This window comes from Prescottella equi, from assembly GCF_020171745.1.
Taxonomy (GTDB): Bacteria; Actinomycetota; Actinomycetes; order Mycobacteriales; family Mycobacteriaceae; genus Prescottella; species Prescottella equi_A.
The window spans coordinates 246,161-265,595 of sequence record NZ_JAIVAH010000007.1; the positions used below are offsets into that span (position 1 = coordinate 246,161).

Here is a 19,435-nt window from a genome sequence, read left to right on the forward strand (position 1 = left end):
CGCCCGGCGTTCGCGAACCACCCCCCTTACAGCCGAACCACAACCACAGACGGGCCCCCCTGTGCAAGGAGGCACCGACTGGAAGGCATGGCCGAAGTACAACTCTGCGACCGTCGGACTTCGCAACTACTGGTACCCCACCATCTGGGCACACCAGGTTCAGGAGAAGCCGGTTCCCATCACGCTGGCGGGCGAACGGATCGTGTTCGTCCGTGACGGCAAAGTCGTGCGCGGCCTGCACGATCGGTGTCCACATCGCGGAGTCCCGCTGTCGCTCGGCAGGCGACAGTACCCAGGCACCATCAGCTGCGCGTATCACGGTTGGACGTTCGGTCTCGAGACCGGCGAACTGAAGGCGGTTCTCACGGACGGCCCGGACAGCCCCATCTGTGGCAAGGCGTCGGTGGCGACCTATCCCGTCGAAGAGCGACTGGGCCTGCTCTGGGTGTACATCGGTGACGTCGCCGAAGGCGATGCTCCGCCACCGGTCGAGCGGGACATCCCGGCGGAGCTGACCGAGAACACGCTCGTACTCGGCGGCAGAAACGAGGTACGAAATGGTAACTGGCGTTTCGCAGCCGAGAACGGGTTCGACGAGGGCCACGCGAAGTACCTGCACAACACGGCATTGTGGCGGCTCTTCAAGATCATGCCGGCATGGAACGAGACACGCATTGTCGAGCGCGACGGATGGCTCATCCGGGTCCAGGACAAGCTGCACTGGGAGGCCGACTTCCCCGGCGTCGGCCGGTTCACCAACAAGCGCTGGTGGAAACGCATCCCACTCCCCGACCGCCCGGGCAAGAACGGCAACGCCAATCCGGTCATCGACGCGATGGACATTCCCGGATTCGTATCGATCCGATTGCCGGGGTTGCTCCGGGTCGCGTACCCGAAGTTCATCCACTACGAGTGGTACGTCCCGGTCGACGCCGACCACGTCCGCTACGTGCAGATCATGGTGCGGTTCGAGACCGGTGGCACCGCACTCGCGTTCAAGGCGAAGTACCTGGCCGCGTTCCGGTGGCTCTTCCACGGTCAGTTCACCCGTCAGGACGCATGGATGGTCGACGTCACCGATGCGCCCCCGGAGCGGCTCTACCGGCCGGACCTGTCGATCTCGGCGTGGCGCCGGCACATCGAACAGGCGTCTCCCGCTGTCCAGCCGATCGAGCGCCGCGTCGGTCACTGACCTACCGCTCGCAGCCGCAGCGACGCCGTCGCGGTACCGGTCGTCGTCTTCCTCACCGACAGGAGTCGAATCATCATGTCCCCCCGCATCACCGCTATGGCGGTCGTCGCCGTCACCTCAGCGGTCGTCCTCGCGCAGCGCACGCACCTGCTCGCGCGACTCGGTCGTGGCACCACGGTGCGTTCCGTAGCCAAGGGCGCCCGATGATCGCCCTCACCGAAGAGCAGGAACGGTTCGTCTCCGAGGCGTGCGCGCACGTCCGCCCGGAGCGGCTCACCGAACTGGTCGTAGCGATGGTGAATATCCCGAGCCCGACCGGCGAGGAGGCCACGCTCGCCCGATTTCTCACCGAGACCCTCGACGATATCGGCCTGCAGGCGCACTACCAGCAGATCGACGAGCACCAGGGCAACGCCGTAGGTCGACTCCGGGGCACGGGTGCCGGCGAGGACGTGCTTCTCTATGCCCCGATCGACACCCTGACCGTCGGCGACGCTACCGAGGACGTCCCCTGGGTCGGACCGGAGTTGCGGGCGGACATGCGCCCCCGCGCCGAGGTCCACGGCGATCACATCCTCGGGCTCGGCGCCAGCAATCCCAAGGGCCACGCCGCGGCGGTTGTTGCTGCGGCAGAGGCGATCACACGTAGCAGGGTTCCGCTGCAAGGCGATATCCTAGTCGGGCTCGGGGCAGGCGGCATGCCGACCAATGCCCGTCTCACGCACGGATCGACCCGGCACAATACCGGCCAGGGCGTCGGCTGCTCGTTCCTCCTCGAACAGGGCTGGTGGGCCGATCACGCGCTCATCGCCAAGCCTGGCTGGGCGGTCGCGTGGGAGGAGGTCGGCTTGTGTTGGTTCGACGTCCGCGTCGGCGGAACCTATACGTACGTCGGCAGTCGACATCGGATGCCCTACCGGAACGCGATCGACTGTGCCGCAACCGTCGTCGCCGGCCTCGAACGTTGGTTTCCCCGATACGCCGAACGACACACCGACGGCCTGGTCGCACCGCAGGGCATTGTGTCCTCCATCGAGGGCGGTAGGCGACGGCTGGCCGCGGTCACTCCGGCGGAGTGCCGGCTACGGGTCGACCTCCGTATCAGCCCCCGCACTTCGCCGGCCGAGGCGCGGCGAGAGTTCGGAGCAGCCCTTGCCGCGATCTGTGCCGAACATCCGGACCTGGACGTCGACTGGGACATGGTGCTCGCCATCCCGGGCACTCACACCCCAGAGGACGCTCCGGTCGTCGCCGCCGCGAAACACGCGTGGGAACGGCTCGAGGGTCGCGCCCACGCACCAATTGTCGCGAACAGCGGCGCCACCGACGCCAACATCCTGCGCTCCCGCGGCCTCTCGACCGCACGAATCGGGATGGACCGCATCGGCCCGGATGCCCCATTGCCCCTGGACTTTCCGTCGGGGATGAATGTGATCGACATTCGGGAAGCGGTCCGACTCACCCGGGCGATCGTGCACACTGCGATCACCCTGTGCACGCGGCCCCGTTCGACAAGACCGACGGGGGCCGGCGATGAGTGAACTCGTCCTGGGCATCGGCGCCTCGCACAGCACCTTGATGAACACGCACTGGGACGAGGTCGCCGATCTCGCTGCGGCCCAGCGCTTCCGAGACGGCCTGGCCACCGCGCGTGACGCCCTCGCCGCCGCCGAGCCCGACGCAGTCGTAATCATCGGATCCAACCACTTTCGTGGCATGTTCCTCGATCTCATGCCGGCTTTCACCATCGGAGTGGCCGAGGTCAACGGCGCGGGCGAAGCAGGGACGCCGGACGGCGCCCTTCCGGTCGACACCGCCCTTGCACGAACACTGGTCGACGGGCTGGTGTCGCAGGGTTTCGATCCCGCCTTCTCGCTGCGCCTGACCGTCGACCACGGCATCACCCACTCGCTGCAGCACCTGATCCCCGCGCTCGACGTTCCGATCGTGCCGGTGGTCGTCAACATGTTCGCACCGCCACTACCGACGTTGCGACGCTGTCGCGACCTCGGCCGGGCACTGGCTGCGGCGATCCACGGTGACGGCGCGGACAAGCGCGTCGCCGTCATCGCCTCCGGGGGGCTGTCCCACCGGCTGCCGTGGCCGAAATGGTTCGCGGCATTGTCCGACGACGACCGATTTCTCGTCGAAGCCTGGCTGAACGGCCGCAACAACTGGGGCGATTACGAGGTTCGGCGCCGACAGATCGTGCGCGCCGCACACCCGGACATCAACGAGGGATTCGACGAGTGGTTCTTGAAGACACTCGAAACCGGTGATGCTACGGCACTGCTCGAGTGGACCGATTCCGACCTCGAGACAGAGGCCGGGAACGGCGCGCACGAGCTACGGGCCTGGATCGCGATGACAGCGGCGCTGGCGGAGCTCGGCCCGGTCACCGCAACCACCCTCGCGTACGGCGCCGTCCCGAACTGGCTGACCGGCATGGGCGTCAGTGTGCTCACCCCATCCACAACCGAGGAGATCATCGAATGACAATCTGGACGGACCTCGCAGGCACCGACTTCGAGGTGTCGCACAGCCCGATCGACGGTGCGCAGACCCGGGTGCTGCGCGCCGGCAGCGGCGACGCGGTCGTAATGCTGCACGGAACGAGCGGACACCTCGAAGCTTTCGTGCGTAATATCCCGGTCTTCGCGGAGCAGTTCGAGGTGCACGCGCTCGACATGCTCGGACACGGATACACCGACAATCCGGGCGGGGACCTTCGCATCCCTCGATACGTCCGGCACGTCCTCGACTACCTCGACGGCCGCGGCATCGAGCGGGCGCATTTCGTCGGTGAGTCGCTGGGCGGATGGGTCGCCGCACGCCTGGCCGCCGACAATCCAGAACGTGTCGGCCGCATCGTGTTGGTCGCGCCCGGAGGCACAGTCGCCGATCCGCAGGTAATGGAACGCATCCGCACCAGCACCCGGGCGGCCGTCGAGTCCGACGACCGCGAACTGACCCGCCGCAGACTGGAACTACTGATGCACGACCCGGCGAACGTCACCAGGGAGTTGGTCGACGTCAGGCACACGATCTACCACCGCCCCGCCTTCGTCGACGGCATCGATGAACTGTTGTGTCTGCAAGAGATGGAGAATCGCACCGAAGACCTCCTCACGGCCGAGCAGATGGCACGGATCTCAGCGCCGACCCTCATCGTCTGGGGAGCACAGAATCCGTTCGGCGATGTGCCCGAGGCCCATCGCATGCAGCAGTCGATCCCCGGCTCCCAGCTCGAGGTCTTCCCAGAGTGCGGGCACTGGCCGCAGCACGAACACGCGGATCGGTTCAACGAGCTTGCCTTGAAGTTCTTCGCAGGGTGAGCGCACGGTGCGGCCGCCGAGAACTGTTCGGCGGCCGCACCATTGCCCGAAGAGACGTTCGCTCAGCTCACCACCATCGGCCACACCGGAGCGGTGCTCCACGGGTACGCGGCCTCGAGCTGCGCGGCCACCCGGATCAGCAGATCCTCACGACCGTGCGCGGCCACCAGCTGGGCACCGAGCGGCAGACCCGTCGAATCCTTGCCCAGCGGAAGCGAAATCGCCGGCTGCCCACCACTGTTGAACGGCGACGTCAGTGCGCCGTACGCACCGGCGTGCTTCCACATGGCCTCGAGATCCATCGAGTCGAGCACGCCCAGTTCCGGTGTCGGCCGGCACAGCGTCGGCGTCAGCAGCAGGTCGTACTCGGTGAAGTACCGGCCGATCTCCCGTCCGGTGAGCTCGAGCGCCGCATAGGCGGCGGCCAGGTCGGTGACGGACTGCGACTTGCAGCGTTCGTACTGCACACGCGCCATCGTCTCGAGGTCGTCGTCGCGCAGTTCCCGGCCCAGTTCGGCGAGCCGGTGGTCGATCTCCACCGCCATCGGGGCCGACATCAGGTACTGCATCGCCGCGCCGAGCGCCTCGGGATGGAAGGTGGGCGCGGCCGTCTCGACGTGGTGGCCCAGCTTCTCGAGCATGACGCCGACGTCCGACGCGACCGCCGCGCAGTCCGGGTGGACCGGATCCCCGCCCGGCATCGTCGTGGTGATTCCGATGCGGAGCTTGCCCGGATCGGCGCCCACCTCGTCGACGTACGGGCGAACCGGCGGCGCGATACCGAACGGCGCCCCCACCGCGGGTCCCGCCGTGAGGTCGAGCAGCAGCGCGGTGTCCCGAACACTCTTGGTGACAGCGTGTTCCACCGACAGCGGCCCGGACAGCGGAGCGCCCGAGGGCATCCGGCCGCGGGACGGCTTGAGGCCCACCAACCCGTTGGCGGACGCCGGAATCCGGATGGAGCCGCCACCGTCGCTGGCGTGCGCGGCCGGGGTGATGCCGACCGCGACGGCCGCACCCGCGCCACCGGACGAGCCGCCGACGCTGTGGGTGAGCCGGCGTGGGTTCCGGGTGGGGCCGAACAACACCGGCTCGGTGCTCGCGTTCTGGCCGAACTCCGGGGTGTTGGTCTTGCCGATGATCACGAGCCCGGCTCGCCGGTAACGCGCCACCAGCTCGGTGTCCGCCTCGGCCATCCGGCCCGCGAACAGCCGCGAGCCGTTCGAGGTCGGCAGCCCCGCGACGTCGGCGTGAAGATCCTTGATCAGGAACGGGATTCCGCGCAGCGGAGCATCGGCCGGGACCGACTCCACCTCCGCGAGTGCCTCCTCGGCGCGCGCGGCCACCACCGCGTTGACGGTGGAATTCCGCTCGGCGAGGCGTCCGAGCGCGAACTCGACCACCTCGCGGGCCGACACGTCACCGCGTCGGATCGAGGCGGCCAGCCCGGTCATGTCCTGACCGTCGAACACACTCTCCATCGACTTCCCCATCGACATACCTGTTCCTCCCACTCACTCCCCGCGTTTTGCGCACTTATCGCGCTCCGGGCACCGGAGTTTCCGCGACAAGTGCGCAAAACGCGGGAGATAGATGTGTCAGACGTTGTGGCAGGCCACGAAGTGCTCGGGGGCGACCTCCCGGAGCAGTGGCTCCTCGGCTGCGCAACGGTCGGTCGCCAGCGGGCAGCGGGTGCGGAACCGGCAGCCCGACGGCGGATTGAGCGGCGACGGCAGGTCGCCCTCGATCTGCGGTGTCGTGTCGGCCTCGCCGCGGAGCACGTCCGGGTCGGGGATCGACGCGAGCAGCAGCTGCGAGTACGGGTGCCGCGCCTGCTTTTCCATGTCGCTGCTGGGCGCGATCTCGCACACCTTGCCCAGGTACATGACCATCACCCGGTCACTGATGTTCTTGACCACCGCCATGTTGTGCGCGATGAAGATCATCGTGAGCTCGAACTCGGTCTTCGTCTGTTCGAGCAGGTTGAGGATCTGCGCCTGGACCGACACGTCCAGACTCGACACCGGCTCGTCGCAGATGAGGACCTTCGGCTTGAGCATCATGGCGCGGGCGATGCACACGCGCTGACACTGGCCGCCGGACAACTCGCCCGGGAGTCGGTCCCACACCATGTCGGGGTCGAGTCCGACCGCCTGGAGCAGTTCCCGCCCCATCTGGTCGAGACGTTCCTTGTTCTTCTGGCCCCACATGCGGGGGCCCTCGGTGACGAGGTGCTTGACCTTGCGACGCGGATTGAGCGAGGAGATCGGGTCCTGCATGATCATCTGCATCTGCGCCCGGATCTTGCGCAGCGCAGACGGACTGAGCGTGGTCAGCTCGATACCGTCGATCTCGACGCTGCCCGACTTGGGCGCGGGCAACTGCAGCACGGCGCGGCCGGCCGTGGACTTGCCACAACCGGATTCGCCGACGATGCCGAGGGTTTCGCCGGGCAGCAGATCGAAGCTGATGTCGGACACGGCATGCACCGTCTGGCCACGTCCGGCCGGGAACTCGACGACGAGGTTCTCGACCGCGAGCACGGGCTTGTCGTCCCTGCGCAGATGCGCAACTCCACTACCGGCCATCAGATGGTCTCCACTTCCAGCTCACGAACTTCTGCGCCCACAGCAGCAGGCATCCCGAGGTCGGCGACGCCGTCCAGCGGGAAGTGGCACGCCACCTCGTGCGGGTGACGGGCGCCGACGGTGTCCGGGGCCGCGGTGAGGGTCGGTACGACCTCGCGGCACTTGGCCTGCGCGTACTTGCACCGGGAGGCGAACGAGCACCCCACCGGCGGCTTCGTCATGTCCGGCAGGCCACCGTCGATCGACTCGAGCCGGGTGTGCGGTTCCTGCTCGAGGCGGGGAACCGCGGCCAGCAGTGCCTCGGTGTACGGATGCCGGGGGTTGGCGAACAGCTGCCGGGTCGGCGCCGTCTCGACGATTCGTCCCGCGTACATGACCGCGACGCGATCGGTCTGTCCGGCAACGACTCCGAGGTCGTGACTGACCAGGATGCCGGCCATGCCCATCTCGGTGCGCAGCGAGTCGAGCAGCTCGAGGATCTGCTTCTGCACTGTCACGTCGAGCGCGGTGGTCGGCTCGTCGGCGATCGTCAGCTTCGGATCGCACGCGAGTGCCATTGCGATCACCACACGCTGGCGCATACCGCCCGACAGTTCGTGCGGGTACTGGTCGATCCGCCGCGTCGGCTCGGGAATCCGGACCTTGCGCAGCAGTTCGATTGCGCGTTCCCGCGCCTGGGTCTTGTCCAGGCCGAGGTGGGCGCGCAGCGACTCGGTGATGTGGGTGCCGATCCGCTTGAACGGATTGAGCGCCGACATCGGGTCCTGGAACACCATCGCGATGTCCTTGCCCCACATCTGCTGCTGTTCCTTGCGGGTCAGCGCCTGCATGTCCCGGCCCATGAAACTCACGGTGCCGGTGACGGTGGTGGTGCCGCCGTTCGAGACCAGACCCATGATGGTCTGCCCCAGAACGGATTTACCGGAACCGGACTCGCCCACCAGGCCGAGGGTCTCACCGGCGTCGAGTTCCAGGGACACCTGCTCGACCGCACGCAACTGTCCGCGCTTGGTACGGAACCTGGTGGACACACCGTCCACCGTCAGGATCGGTTCGTTGCTACTCACAGTTTCACCTCCCGGGTGCCGCCGGTCTTCTTCTGGGCCTTCTCACCGACCATGTTGAACGCGAACACCGTCAGGAACAGGAACACACCGGGCACCAGAACGATGTACGGATGCTGCTCGAAGACATTGCCCTGGCCCTCGGAGATCATGTTGCCCCACGTGGGTGACGGCGGCTGGATGCCGAGACCGAGGAAGCTCAGCGACGCCTCCGCCACGATCATGACCGAGATCATCACCATGCCGAGCGAGAGCAGCGGCAGGGCGACGTTCGGCGCGATCTCCCGCAGCATCACGCGCCACCGTGTGGCGCCCATCGCCCGTGCCGCCAGGACGAATTCGCGTTGCGAGAACACCAGCGTGTTCGCTCTGGCGATTCGCACCATGCTCGGTATCGCGAGCACGGCGAGGGCGAACGACACGTTCCGCAGGTTGGGCTGCAGGACGGACGCGAGTGCGATCAGCAGGATCAGTGCCGGAACCGCGAGCAGCGAGTTGGTGAGGATACCCACGATCCGGTCCACCCAGCCACCGAAGTAGCCGGCCAGGATGCCGATCGCGCCGCCGATGAGGATACCGATCGCGACAGCGGCGACCGCCACGATGAGCGACGACCGGGCTCCGTAGATCGAACGGGCCAGCATGTCCAAACCGAAGTTGTTGGTACCCAGCGGGTGCGACGAGAACAGGCTCGGCGATGCGTAGCTCTTCGCGCTGAGGGTCTTGGTGGTGTCCTCATGTTCCGCGAGCGGCAGCAGCGGCGCCAGGATGGCGGCCGCGATCAGCACCGTCAGCCACGCACACGACAGGATGAACGTCAGGTCGAAGTCGGAACCGAAGCGGGCCAACCCCAGGCGACGCACGCCCATGTACAGCACGACGAGGCCGACCACGAAGATCGCGACCCGCGCACCCATCATCAGCACCGGCACCACACCCAGAACCGCGCAGACGACGCCCACGGCGGTCAGGATCGAGCCGATCCGATACAGATTGCGGCGCTCGGCCAGATCCTTCGCGTTCGCCAACTCCTCGGCGCCCGCGTCGTCGAGCACCCGGCCGGTGAACGCCGGCATGTCGATATCGTCCATCTTGGTCTCAGACATGGGCTCGTCGGCTCCTTGGGTCGAGGTATCCGTAGGAGATGTCGATGACACCGTTGGCGACCACGTAGATGACCGCGATCACCAGGACCGCTCCCTGCACCATCGGCATGTCACCCTGCTGCGCCGCACGCACGATCAGTGAGCCCATGCCCGGGAGAGAGAACAGCGTCTCGACGATGACGGTGCTACCGATCATCGACCCGAGCACGATGCCCAGCATCGTGATGAGCGAGAACGACGACGGCCGCAGCGCATCGCTGAACAGCAACCGCGCGTTCGACATTCCCTTTGCCTTGGCGACCAGGATGAAGTTTTCCTTCAACGTCATCACGAGGTCGCTCCGCAGGATGCGGATGAACATCGCCATCTCGAGCAGGCTGATCGTGATCGCCGGCAGGATTGCGTGATACAGGTTCTGCCCCAGTCCTTCCGAGACCCGAACCCACTGCGACCGCGGGAACCATCCCAGGTAGTTGACCATCACCATGATCAGCAGCAGACCCGACAGGAACGACGGGATCGACAGCACGCCGAACGTGCATGCGCTGATCGCCCGGTCGATCCAGCCGCCCTGATGACGGGCCGAGTACATCGCCAACGGCACCGCGACGACGATCGCGATGAACAGACCCATCACCGCCAACTGGATACTCACCGGCAGTGCGGCACTGATGCTGTCGGTCACCGGCCCCTGCGGCGGCACCATCGACTGCCCCAGATCGCCCTGCAGCGCACCGGACAACCAGTCCCAGTACCGAGTGAAGAAGGGGTCGTTCAGCCCCATGTCCGCACGAGCCTGCGCGTACTCCTCCGGCGAACGTCCCTCGCCAAGCATCGCGACGGACGGATCACCCGGAATGAGCGAAACGAGTGCGAACGTGCCGAGACTGACGACGAAGAGCACGACGATAAGCTCGATCACCTTGTCGATCACGGTTCTCGTCATCGCCTCATCGCCTCCTTCCTGTGTTCATGGGCATACCAATCCGATTGAGTTCGCCGATCCGGCACTATGACGCGGATTCGGAAGAGAGCCAGGCGTTTCCGAACAGCATGATGCCATCGGCGCTGGGGGTGATGCCGTGCGAATTCTTACTCCACGGGATGAAGTACTTACTCGCGTTGGCCACGATCATGGGTGCGGTCTCGTTGACGAGAGTCTGAATGTCCTCGAGGACCTTGCGGCGTTCGTCGTCGGTCGGCGCGGTCTGCAGCTTGCCGAGCAACTCGTCCATCCGCGGGTCCTCGTAGCCGAGAACGTTCGACGTCGATTCGCTGTAGAGGTTGCCGTACATCCGCACGAACGGCGACTCGTCGAGGATGTTGAATCCCGCGTAGCCGATGTCGTAATCGTGCTTGACGTACATCATCTTGGTGAGGTCGTTGACATTCGAGTTGTAGACGATGTCCACGGTGAAGCCGACGGCCTGCAACATCGACTGGATCGCGAGCGCACGGCTCTGCGATGCGGGATCGTTCAGTCCGGCGTAGGTGAGCTTGCCGTCGTAGCCGTCGGCCTTGGCCTCGGCCAGCAACGTCTTCGCGGTCTCCGGATCGAACTTCGGACCGGCGACATCGCCGTGCCACTGCGACCAGGACTGGAACATCTCGGTGCCCGGCATGCCGAGCCCGCCCTCGCCGCGTTCGTTGAACGTATCCGGGTTGAACGCGAGCACGATCGCCTTGCGGACCCGTTCGTCCGACGCGGCCCGGCCCTCTCGCTGGTTGATGGGGCCGACGCCGCCGATGTTGACGGTGTAGACGTAGCCCACGTCGCCGGCCTCGAGAGCGCTGTGCACGGTGTCCGCGGCCCGCAGGTACGCGGCCTGGACTCCCCCGCTGTGCAGCGCATCGATCTTGCCCTGCTCGCTGACGATCGCGGGGAACCGAAGCTTGGCCAGGTGCGGCTTGCCGTCCCAGTACCCCGGATTCGCCGCCAGCACCAGTTCGTCCTGCGTCGCGAACTTCTCCACCGTGAAGGGGCCCGCACCGACGGCGGCGAACTTACCGCTCGCCATCGACGAGGGCGCCACGATCATCCCGGGGCCGGAGGTGAACAGGATCGGGAACTCGTTCCACGGCTGCTTCAGCGTGAACACGACCGTCGACGGATCAGGCGCGGCGACGTCGGCCACCGACGCCTTCCACACCTGGGCGTGGGTGCCCTTCTTCTCGAGGTAGTGATCGATGCTCCACCGCACCGCCGCCGCGTCGAGCACGGAGCCGTCGCTGAACTTCACGCCGTCCCGCAGCTTCAACGTCCAGACGGTGTTGTCCCCGTTGGGCGTCAGCGACTGCGCCAACTGCGGCTGGTACTCCTTGGTCGCCGTGTCGTAGCGCATCAGCAGGTCGTAGATTGCCGCCATCTCGGTGCCGCCGGTGGCACCGCCGTCCTGGCGATCGGCCGGATCCAGGCTGCTGACGCTCGTGTAGGTCGCGTACGACAGCGTGCCGCCCGACGTGGGATCGCCGCCGTCGGCCTGTTCGCCGACGAGGCCCGTCGTCACCTCCGAGGCATCCGTCGAGGAACCGGAACCGCCACCGGCGCAACCGGCCAACAGAACCGTTGCGGCAGTGAGCGCGGTCAGGAGTGTCCCGGCCCGAGCCAGCGAGGATCGCGTCATTCGTACCTACTTCCGTCGACTCGAAACACGACTAGGAAAATGCGGGGTCGGTGGAGTACACGACACGACCCGCCACGACGGTTGCGAGGACTGCGATGTCCTTGATCGCCGACGGCGGGACGCCGGTCGGATCACCGTCGAGGACCACGAAATCGGCGAACCGGCCGGGGGCGATGGCTCCCTTGACCGCGGACTCACCACCGAGTCGGGCGGCGGACGTGGTGTAGCCGGCCAGCGCGGTCGCGGCGTCGATGCGTTCCTCGGGGCCGAGGACGGCACCGCCCCGAGTGACGCGGTTGACCGCGGTGTGCATGGTGAACAACGGGTTCACCGGGGTGACCGGGCTGTCGCAGTGCAGCGCGAACGGAACCTGTGCGGCGCTGATCGACGCCAGCGGGCTGATCCGGCTGCCCCGCTCCGGTCCGAGGAACCGATCGCGGTGCCGATCTCCCCAGTAGTAGACGTGGTTGACGAACACCGACGCCGACACCCCGAGATCGCGCATCCGCTCGATCTGATCGTTCCGCAGCGCCTGCACGTGTTCGAGTCGGTGCTGGAGCCCACCCGGAAGCTGCGCTCCCCCGGCAGCGGCGATCGCCTTCTCGATCGCGTCGAGCGCGAGGTCGATGGCCCGGTCGCCGTTGGTGTGGATCGCGACCTGCCGGCCCGCCTCGTGGCACCGGCCGACCATCTCGTCCAGATCCGCGGGTGGAATCGCCATCTCGCCGCAGTGGCATCCGCCGAGATCGTGGTACGGCTCGGTGAGGGCCCCGGTGTGGAGCTGGATCGACCCGTCCGAGATCAGCTTGACGCCACCGATCTCGAGGTGGTCGTGGGCCTCGACCCGGGGCTCGCCCTCGACGGTGAAGCCTTCGAGTGTTCCGAACCCCGCGTACACGCGCGCCCGGAGGGGCAACTCGCCCTGGTCGAGCAGCCGGCGGTAGGAGTCGATCACCGCGGGCGTGACGAACATGTCATGGAAGCTCGTGACGCCCACCGAGGCCATCTGGCTCAGCGCCCGACGCAGTCCCTCGTCCAGTTCCTCACCCGTCGGCATCGACTCCTCGGGCGGCACGACCAGACGCATTGCGGGAATCTCGCGGAACTCACCGGTCGGATCGCCGGCCGGATCCCGAACGACGACACCGCCCTCCGGCTCCGCCGTGTCGCGGTCGATTCCCTTGTTCCGCAGCACGAAGGAGTTCACGTACAGCCCGTGGCCCGACAGGTGCCGCACCACGATGGGGTGGTCGACACTGGCACGATCGAGATCGGCTGCGGTGAGTCCGCGGTCCTCGGCGACCAGGCTGTCGTCGAACCCCGACGCGGAGATCGGCTGCCCGGCGGGAGTCTCGGCCGCCCGCACCGCGAGCGCGGCGATCAGCGAACCGATGTCCGGGCACGCATCCGATCCGGCATCGACGTTGACACTGTTCATCCCCGACATGTGCGGGTGTACATGAGTTTCGATGAATCCGGGGACGATGGTGCGCCCACCCAGATCGACCACCTCGGTCTCCGGACCGGCCAACGCCCGGATGTCCTCGTCCGAACCGACGGCCACGAACCTGCCGCCCGACACCGCGAAGGCAGTGGCGGCCGGGGCACCCGGAGCCGGTACGACGACGCCTCTCACGTGGATGCGATCGATGACCGTTACATCCCTGGTCGTCGCACTCCGGTCCAACGTTCGACTCCCTCGTGAGATGTGGATCACATAGCGTTTTGAAGAGGCTAGCGCACAATAGAATTCATGTCATTACTTGGGTCGGGGCTACTCTCCAGTAGATTTCCCCAGACCTCCAGACCACCCCGAACACGGGCGGCCGACGCCGTCAGTCGGTCGACAGCTGCGCACCCACCGCTGTCACGATGGAGTACCGATCGGCCGGATGGGTGTGGATGCCGACGGCCTCGAGTGCGCCGTTCGAGTCGACGTGCCGATGAGTGACAACCAGTGCAGCACTGGGACTTTCCGCACCCAGCGCCTGCGCGAGGGCCGGCGTCAGGAGCGTCCCGGTCACCACCTGCTCGATACGCTGGCGCACCAGGTTCCTGATCCCGATCCTTCCGGTCAACACCATCCGGCGATGCGGTAGGTCCGACCTCAGGTACACCTCGCTCCAGCAGAACGGGGGCATCACCGAACCTCGGATCACCCGCGGCCCCGAAACGCGATACCACTCGGAACCGACCGGCACGCCAATCCTCGTTGCCAGATCACCATCTGCCACAACGGTATTCGAACAAGGATCGAGTATTCGGGTGTGCTCCACGAACGCGAGCATCCCGAGACTGCTCGTCACGAATGCCTGGTGCCCGACGACCGGTTCCGGAGACTCGACCGTGGTACCCGCTCCGCGACGGCGGCTGATCATTCCCGCATCTTCCAGATGCTTGAGCGCCTGCCGCACCGTGCCTCGGGCGAGGGATCGGGTTTCACACAGTTCGGCCTCGGTCGGCAACTTGTCGCCCACTGCGAACTCACCCGACTGGATCCGAGAGATCAGATCCTGCGCGAGCAGCACATGCTGCGGGTCTGTCACGGAACAGAGGCTCTCCGCCCGTCGCAGGACACGGATAACGCGCGAACCACCAGGTACATCGAGAGGGTCCTCCCGTCTGACGCCGGCCGTTGTCGGTCGCCGAGGTCCTCGCCGAGGCCTGTGGAAACCATCCACAGGCCGAGGCGAGAACTTTGTCTATACAAAGCTGTGTTCCGGACAATCTAGGACACCTATCTTGGTTCCACAAGAGTTTTGGTGAAATTCATTTCGGTCCGTCACGGTGGTCGGCGGCGGCACGCGCGGAGCCCCGCCGAGATCGGTCTCCTCTGCTAACGAATACCGCTGCAACGCTGCGGAATCACCAGTTCGCCCGATTCCTTGTGGACACCCGTCGGGGCGGCTAGAGTCCGTTTCTGCAACGACCCCGACTGCACCGAATTCCGGTGCGATCGTCCTCTTCGACCGGGCCAACCAGCCCCGTCGACTCAGAGATCCAATCGATCATCCGGACGGGCCATCCGGCCCGTACCGACTGGCAGGCGTCGACCCCGACCGTGGAGGTTGGTACATGAAGAAGTATTCGAGAAGGCTCGCCCGAACGATGGCCGTCACGGTCGTCGGTGCGGTCGCGCTTGCCGGCTGCGCGTCGTCGGAGAGCTCCGACGCGAATAGCGGATCCGGCGCAACCACGACCGCCTACGGCATCCTGGGCGACCAGGGCGACGGCGGCACGCCCGTGTCGGGCGGAACCCTGAGCTTCGCCTCCTACGCACCGGTGACGAACCTCGATCCGGCGGCGACGCAGCCGGCCGGTGCCACCGGCGGCACCGAAATGGCTGCCGTCTACGACGTTCTGATGCGATACGACTCCCAGTCCCGGAGCTTCGAGCCCCAGCTCGCGAAGTCGTTCGAGGAGAGCCCGGACTTCCTGACCTGGACGCTGAAGCTCCGCGACAACGTCAAGTTCAGCGACGGCACCCCGTTGAACGCCGACGCCGTGGTCGCCAGCATCAACCGCTACAACCAGCGGCGCGGCGCCAACTCGCAGGTCTACACCCAGATGGTCAAGAGCAACGTCGCGCAGGACCCGTCGACGGTCGTCTTCACCCTGAACCAGCCGTGGCGTACGTTCCCCGCGATGCTCGCCTACGGTCACGGCATGATCGTCTCGCCGACCGCTCAGCAGGGCGACAAGTTCACCCCGATCGGCGCCGGCCCGTTCACGCTCGTCAGCCTCCAGCCGCAGCAGGAGCTGCAGCTCAAGGCGAACCCCGACTACTGGGGTGGCGCGCCGAACCTCGACGGCCTGAAGTTCGTGGCGATCGCCGGTGAGCAGCCCAAGGTCGATGCCCTGAAGACCAACGGCATCGACGTGGCCTACCTCCGCAACGCGCAGACCGTCAATGCTGCGAAGGCCGAGTTCCCCGGCTACGTCGACACCACGAGCATGTCGATGGTCGGACAGCTCAACAACGCTCCGGGACGCCCCGCCGCCGATCCGCGCGTTCGCCAGGCGATCGCGTACGCAGTCGATCCCGAGGTCCTCAACCAGCGCGTGCGCGCCGGCGAGGGCATGCCCGGCACCGACATGTTCCAGCCGTGGTCCGAGTGGTTCGGCAACGTCAGCGGCATCAGCCCCGACGCCGCCAAGGCCAAGGAACTGCTCGATCAGGCCAAGGCCGACGGCTTCAACGGCAAGATCACCTATGTCGGCGTCAATGACCCCGATGCGCAGCAGCTCGCTCTCGCGGTGCAGGCACAGATGAACTCGATCGGCTTCGACGTCTCGCTCGAGTACACCAGCAGCATCACCGACATGGTCAAGCGGCTCTACATCGACCGCAACTACGACATGAGCTTCGGCGCGTACAGCATCGCCGACGTCGCTCCCGAGATCCGGCTCTTCAGCTCGCTGTCGAGCACCTCGACCAACAACATCCTCGGCTACAAGAGCCCGGAGATGGACGCACTGCTCGGCAAGGTGCTCTCGGCACCGGACGACACCGCCAAGCGTGCCGCGATCGTCGACATCCAGAACCTCGTGAACACCGACCAGCCGTTCCTGTCGTGGGGCGCCGGAGTCAACTACGTCGCGTGGTCGCCGGACGTGTACCGGGCCAACCCGACCGTCGACGGGATCATCCTGTTCGACAAGGCATTCAAGAAGAACTGACACGGCCGAGGTCACTGAAAGCGGATGCCCCCGCCACTCTCACGAGTGGCGGGGGCATCCGCTTTCGACTGTCGGTCAGGAGAGACTCGGTGCGGACTGCGCACCCCGCACCAGACGGCCCGGCAGGGCACCGGTGTGCCGGCCGTCCTCGACGATCACCTCACCGGCCACGACCGTCGCGACGTACCCGGTCGCGGTCTGCATGAGGCGCCGGCCGCCGGTCGGCAGGTCGTACAGCACCTCGGGATGGTCGGCCTGCAGCCTGTCGAAGTCGATGACGTTGAGGTCGGCCCGGTAGCCGGGGCGGACCTGCCCGCGGTCGAACAGCCCCACCACGGCCGCGGTGTCGACCGTGTGCCGCTTGATCAACCACTCGACGGGGAAGAGCTCACCCGCCTTGCGATCGCGGCCCCAGTGGGTGAGCAGCGTCGTGGGGAAGCTGGCGTCGCAGATCGCGCCGCAGTGCGCACCGCCGTCACCCAGCGCGGGCACGGTGTCCGGCCGCGCGAGCATCTCCCGGACCGCGTCGAGATTGCCCGCCGAGTAGTTGAGCATCGGGAAGTAGAGCAGTCCACGCCCGTCCTGCGCCATCATCGCGTCGTAGGCGACCTCGGCGGCCGGCACTCCGGATCGATCGGCGAGTGCTGCCACCGAATCATTCGGTCCGGGTTCGTAATTCGGCGGATCACCGAGCAGGAACAACTGGTCGAACCGGGTCGACAGGCGATCGACGAATTCGCTGTCGGTCTCGGGCTTCTCGGACAGGATCGCGGCCCGGACCTCCGCCCGCCGCAGCTGCTCCACCCTCTCCTCGCGCGGAAGATCCGCGAGCGCATGGTAGCTCGGGTACGCCATGAACGGGTGCCAGCTCAGCTCCCAGCCCAGCATCACTCCGACGGCGCGGGGAGCTACCTGACCGGTGATCGGAATACCCTGTTTCGCAGAGATTTCCGCGAGCCCGTCGAGCAGTCCGCGCCACTTGTCGGGGGCGCGGTCACTCTGCACGACCGACACCGACATCGGCCGCTGCGCGGCCTCGACGATCGCGCTGACGAACTCCATCTCCTCCGGTTGGTCCATGAAGTCGGAGATGAAGTCGATGACGCCGGCGCCGGCCTTCGCGAGACCCGCCGCCATGCCGGTGAGCTCCTCGCGCGAGGCGGTCAGGCTCGGCGTGGGCTCGCCGGCGGACGTCTTGTGGACGGCGGACCGGGAGGTGGACCATCCGAGCGCTCCCGCCTCCACGGCCTCGGCGACGAGATCGCGCATGCGATTCATCTCGTCCTCGGTCGGCCGCGCGAGGTGGTCGCCGCCACGCCGACCCATCACGTAGGTCCGGAGCGCGCCGTGCGGCAGCTGTGCCGCGAAGTCGATCGCGTGCGGGGTGTCGATCGCGTCCAGGTAGTCGGGGAAGGTCTCCCAGTTCCACGTCATCCCCTCCGCCAGAACGCTTCCGGGGATGTCCTCGACACCCTCCATGAGGCTGATGAGCCAGTCGCGCTGCTCCGGCTTGACGGGGGCGAAACCCACACCGCAGTTGCCCATCACGACGGTGGTGACGCCGTGCAGCGACGACGGGGTCATCAGCGGATCCCACGTGACCTGTCCGTCGTAGTGCGTGTGGATGTCGACGAATCCGGGGGTGACGAGCTTGCCCGACGCGTCGATCTCGCGGCGGCCGGGTTCGGTCACCTCGCCGACCAGTGTGATGCGCCCGTCGTCGACGGCGACGTCGGCGGCGCGCGGCGGTTCACCGGTTCCGTCGACGACGAGCCCACCGCGGATCACCAGATCATGCATGAACGCCTCCTGTGGTCGAATTCTGCTTCACTGCTTCGTTTTCGAACAACGCCGCGGCAGCGCGGACGATCGCCGACGCCGCCTCCGCGGAGGTCGGCGAGACACCGGTGAACTGCAGGAACCCGTGGGGCAGCGACGGGAAGTGCAGCAACTCGACCGGCACACCGCAGTCCCTCAGCCGTTCGGCATATTCGACGCCCTCGTCGAGCAGCGGGTCGTGGCCTCCGACGACCACGACGGTGCGCGGCAGTCCGGACAGGTCGGTGTCCCGGAGCGGTGACACCAGCGGGGTCGTCCGAGTGTCGGGGTCGGGGCAGTAGTGGTCGAGGAACCACTGCATCTCGCGGGCACCGAGGAATACACCCGAGTTCTGCGCGTACGAGTCCCGCCCGAGATCGGCGTCGACGACCGGGTAGATCAGCACCTGACCGACGACGTCGATGGAGTCCTCGCCGCGGGACAGGGCGGCGCACACCGCCGCCAGGTTGCCGCCGGCGCTGTCTCCGGTCACCACGACCGGACCGGCAAGTCCCTCCGATCCGGCTGCCACCCAGCGCAACACCGTCATCGCGTCGTCGGTCGCCGCGGGGAACGGATGCTCCGGGGCGAGCCGGTAGTCCACGCTCACGACGTCGACTCCGGCCGCCTCCGCGAGCATGCGGCACGTCGCGTCCGCGTAGTCGAGGTCCCCGGTCACCCACCCGCCGCCGTGGAAGTGGACGACCGTTCCCGGGGACTTACGCACCGACGGCCGGTACAGGCGCACGCTCACGTGGTCACCCACCGAATGCGCCGTGACCTCCGCGACCTCGGGTCCGGGCGCGCACGATTGCATCGCCGCGCGGATCCGTTCCCGCGCCCCGTCCGGGCCGAGTTCCACCATGGGCGGGAGGCCCGATCCCGACACCGCGGCGGCCACCGCTTGCAGTACGGGATCCAGTTCTGTTCGAGTGCCCTGCATGCCACTTGTCATGAATTAGAATCTAACTCTAGTCTGACGGTATGACAACGGTCACACTCGACGCTCCGTCGCCCTCAACGCGTCT

The 19,435-nt window shown here is 66.8% G+C and carries 16 protein-coding genes; 6 read left to right on the top strand and 10 right to left on the bottom strand.

The features are described from left to right. Positions 1-61: 61 nt before the first annotated feature. The 5 genes from LCL87_RS06200 (at position 62) to LCL87_RS06215 (ending at position 4,527) form a co-directional block, all read left to right on the top strand. The gene (locus tag LCL87_RS06200; RefSeq protein WP_225017741.1) at positions 62-1,192 is read left to right on the top strand and encodes a Rieske 2Fe-2S domain-containing protein; all 1,131 of its coding nucleotides are present in this window, start codon (positions 62-64) and stop codon (positions 1,190-1,192) included. A gap of 75 nt (positions 1,193-1,267) precedes the next feature. Beyond that, positions 1,268-1,399 (top strand): hypothetical protein, encoded by a 132-nt coding sequence (locus tag LCL87_RS25775; protein ID WP_510850700.1) that lies wholly within the window; start codon positions 1,268-1,270, stop codon positions 1,397-1,399. Continuing rightward, positions 1,396-2,733 carry a zinc-binding metallopeptidase family protein gene (locus LCL87_RS06205; protein ID WP_225017743.1) on the top strand — a complete coding sequence of 446 codons (1,338 nt, stop codon included), beginning with the start codon at positions 1,396-1,398 and terminating at the stop codon, positions 2,731-2,733. Before LCL87_RS25775 ends, LCL87_RS06205 begins: the two co-directional genes overlap by 4 nt. Next, positions 2,726-3,688: a DODA-type extradiol aromatic ring-opening family dioxygenase gene (locus LCL87_RS06210; RefSeq protein ID WP_225017745.1), complete on the top strand. Its 963-nt coding sequence runs from the start codon at positions 2,726-2,728 to the stop codon at positions 3,686-3,688. Before LCL87_RS06205 ends, LCL87_RS06210 begins: the two co-directional genes overlap by 8 nt. Then, complete coding sequence (locus LCL87_RS06215; RefSeq protein WP_225017746.1) at positions 3,685-4,527, top strand: alpha/beta fold hydrolase; 843 nt, start codon at positions 3,685-3,687, stop codon at positions 4,525-4,527. The genes LCL87_RS06210 and LCL87_RS06215 overlap by 4 nt, the downstream gene beginning before the upstream one ends. Positions 4,528-4,589: 62 nt before the next feature. Here the strand turns inward: LCL87_RS06215 and LCL87_RS06220 are convergent, their stop codons facing one another. The 8 genes from LCL87_RS06220 to LCL87_RS06255 form a co-directional block, all read right to left on the bottom strand. Then, positions 4,590-6,026: an amidase gene (locus LCL87_RS06220; RefSeq protein WP_225017748.1), complete on the bottom strand. Its 1,437-nt coding sequence runs from the start codon at positions 6,024-6,026 to the stop codon at positions 4,590-4,592. Positions 6,027-6,125: 99 nt separating this feature from the next. Continuing rightward, entirely contained in the window at positions 6,126-7,115 is a 990-nt protein-coding gene (locus tag LCL87_RS06225; protein ID WP_225017750.1) for an ABC transporter ATP-binding protein, read from the bottom strand. Beyond that, a complete protein-coding gene (locus LCL87_RS06230; protein ID WP_225017752.1) occupies positions 7,115-8,182 on the bottom strand; it encodes an ABC transporter ATP-binding protein in 1,068 nt (355 codons plus the stop codon). Before LCL87_RS06230 ends, LCL87_RS06225 begins: the two co-directional genes overlap by 1 nt. After that, the gene (locus LCL87_RS06235) at positions 8,179-9,285 is read right to left on the bottom strand and encodes an ABC transporter permease (protein ID WP_225017754.1); all 1,107 of its coding nucleotides are present in this window, start codon (positions 9,283-9,285) and stop codon (positions 8,179-8,181) included. Before LCL87_RS06235 ends, LCL87_RS06230 begins: the two co-directional genes overlap by 4 nt. After that, positions 9,278-10,231 carry an ABC transporter permease gene (locus LCL87_RS06240; protein WP_225017756.1) on the bottom strand — a complete coding sequence of 318 codons (954 nt, stop codon included), beginning with the start codon at positions 10,229-10,231 and terminating at the stop codon, positions 9,278-9,280. The genes LCL87_RS06235 and LCL87_RS06240 overlap by 8 nt, the downstream gene beginning before the upstream one ends. Before the next feature lie 64 nt (positions 10,232-10,295). After that, a complete protein-coding gene (locus tag LCL87_RS06245; RefSeq protein WP_225017758.1) occupies positions 10,296-11,909 on the bottom strand; it encodes an ABC transporter substrate-binding protein in 1,614 nt (537 codons plus the stop codon). Between the two features lie 31 nt (positions 11,910-11,940). Next, positions 11,941-13,545, bottom strand: a complete 1,605-nt coding sequence (locus LCL87_RS06250) for an amidohydrolase (RefSeq protein WP_225017760.1) — start codon at positions 13,543-13,545, stop codon at positions 11,941-11,943. A gap of 199 nt (positions 13,546-13,744) precedes the next feature. Then, entirely contained in the window at positions 13,745-14,455 is a 711-nt protein-coding gene (locus LCL87_RS06255; RefSeq protein WP_225017762.1) for a GntR family transcriptional regulator, read from the bottom strand. 529 nt (positions 14,456-14,984) lie between these two features. Here LCL87_RS06255 and LCL87_RS06260 point away from each other — a divergent pair. After that, a complete protein-coding gene (locus LCL87_RS06260; RefSeq protein WP_225017764.1) occupies positions 14,985-16,589 on the top strand; it encodes an ABC transporter substrate-binding protein in 1,605 nt (534 codons plus the stop codon). Between the two features lie 75 nt (positions 16,590-16,664). Here LCL87_RS06260 and LCL87_RS06265 read toward each other — a convergent pair whose 3' ends face one another. Further along, a complete protein-coding gene (locus LCL87_RS06265; RefSeq protein WP_225017766.1) occupies positions 16,665-18,389 on the bottom strand; it encodes an amidohydrolase family protein in 1,725 nt (574 codons plus the stop codon). Then, positions 18,382-19,362: an alpha/beta hydrolase gene (locus LCL87_RS06270; RefSeq protein WP_225017768.1), complete on the bottom strand. Its 981-nt coding sequence runs from the start codon at positions 19,360-19,362 to the stop codon at positions 18,382-18,384. Before LCL87_RS06270 ends, LCL87_RS06265 begins: the two co-directional genes overlap by 8 nt. Positions 19,363-19,435: the final 73 nt, after the last annotated feature.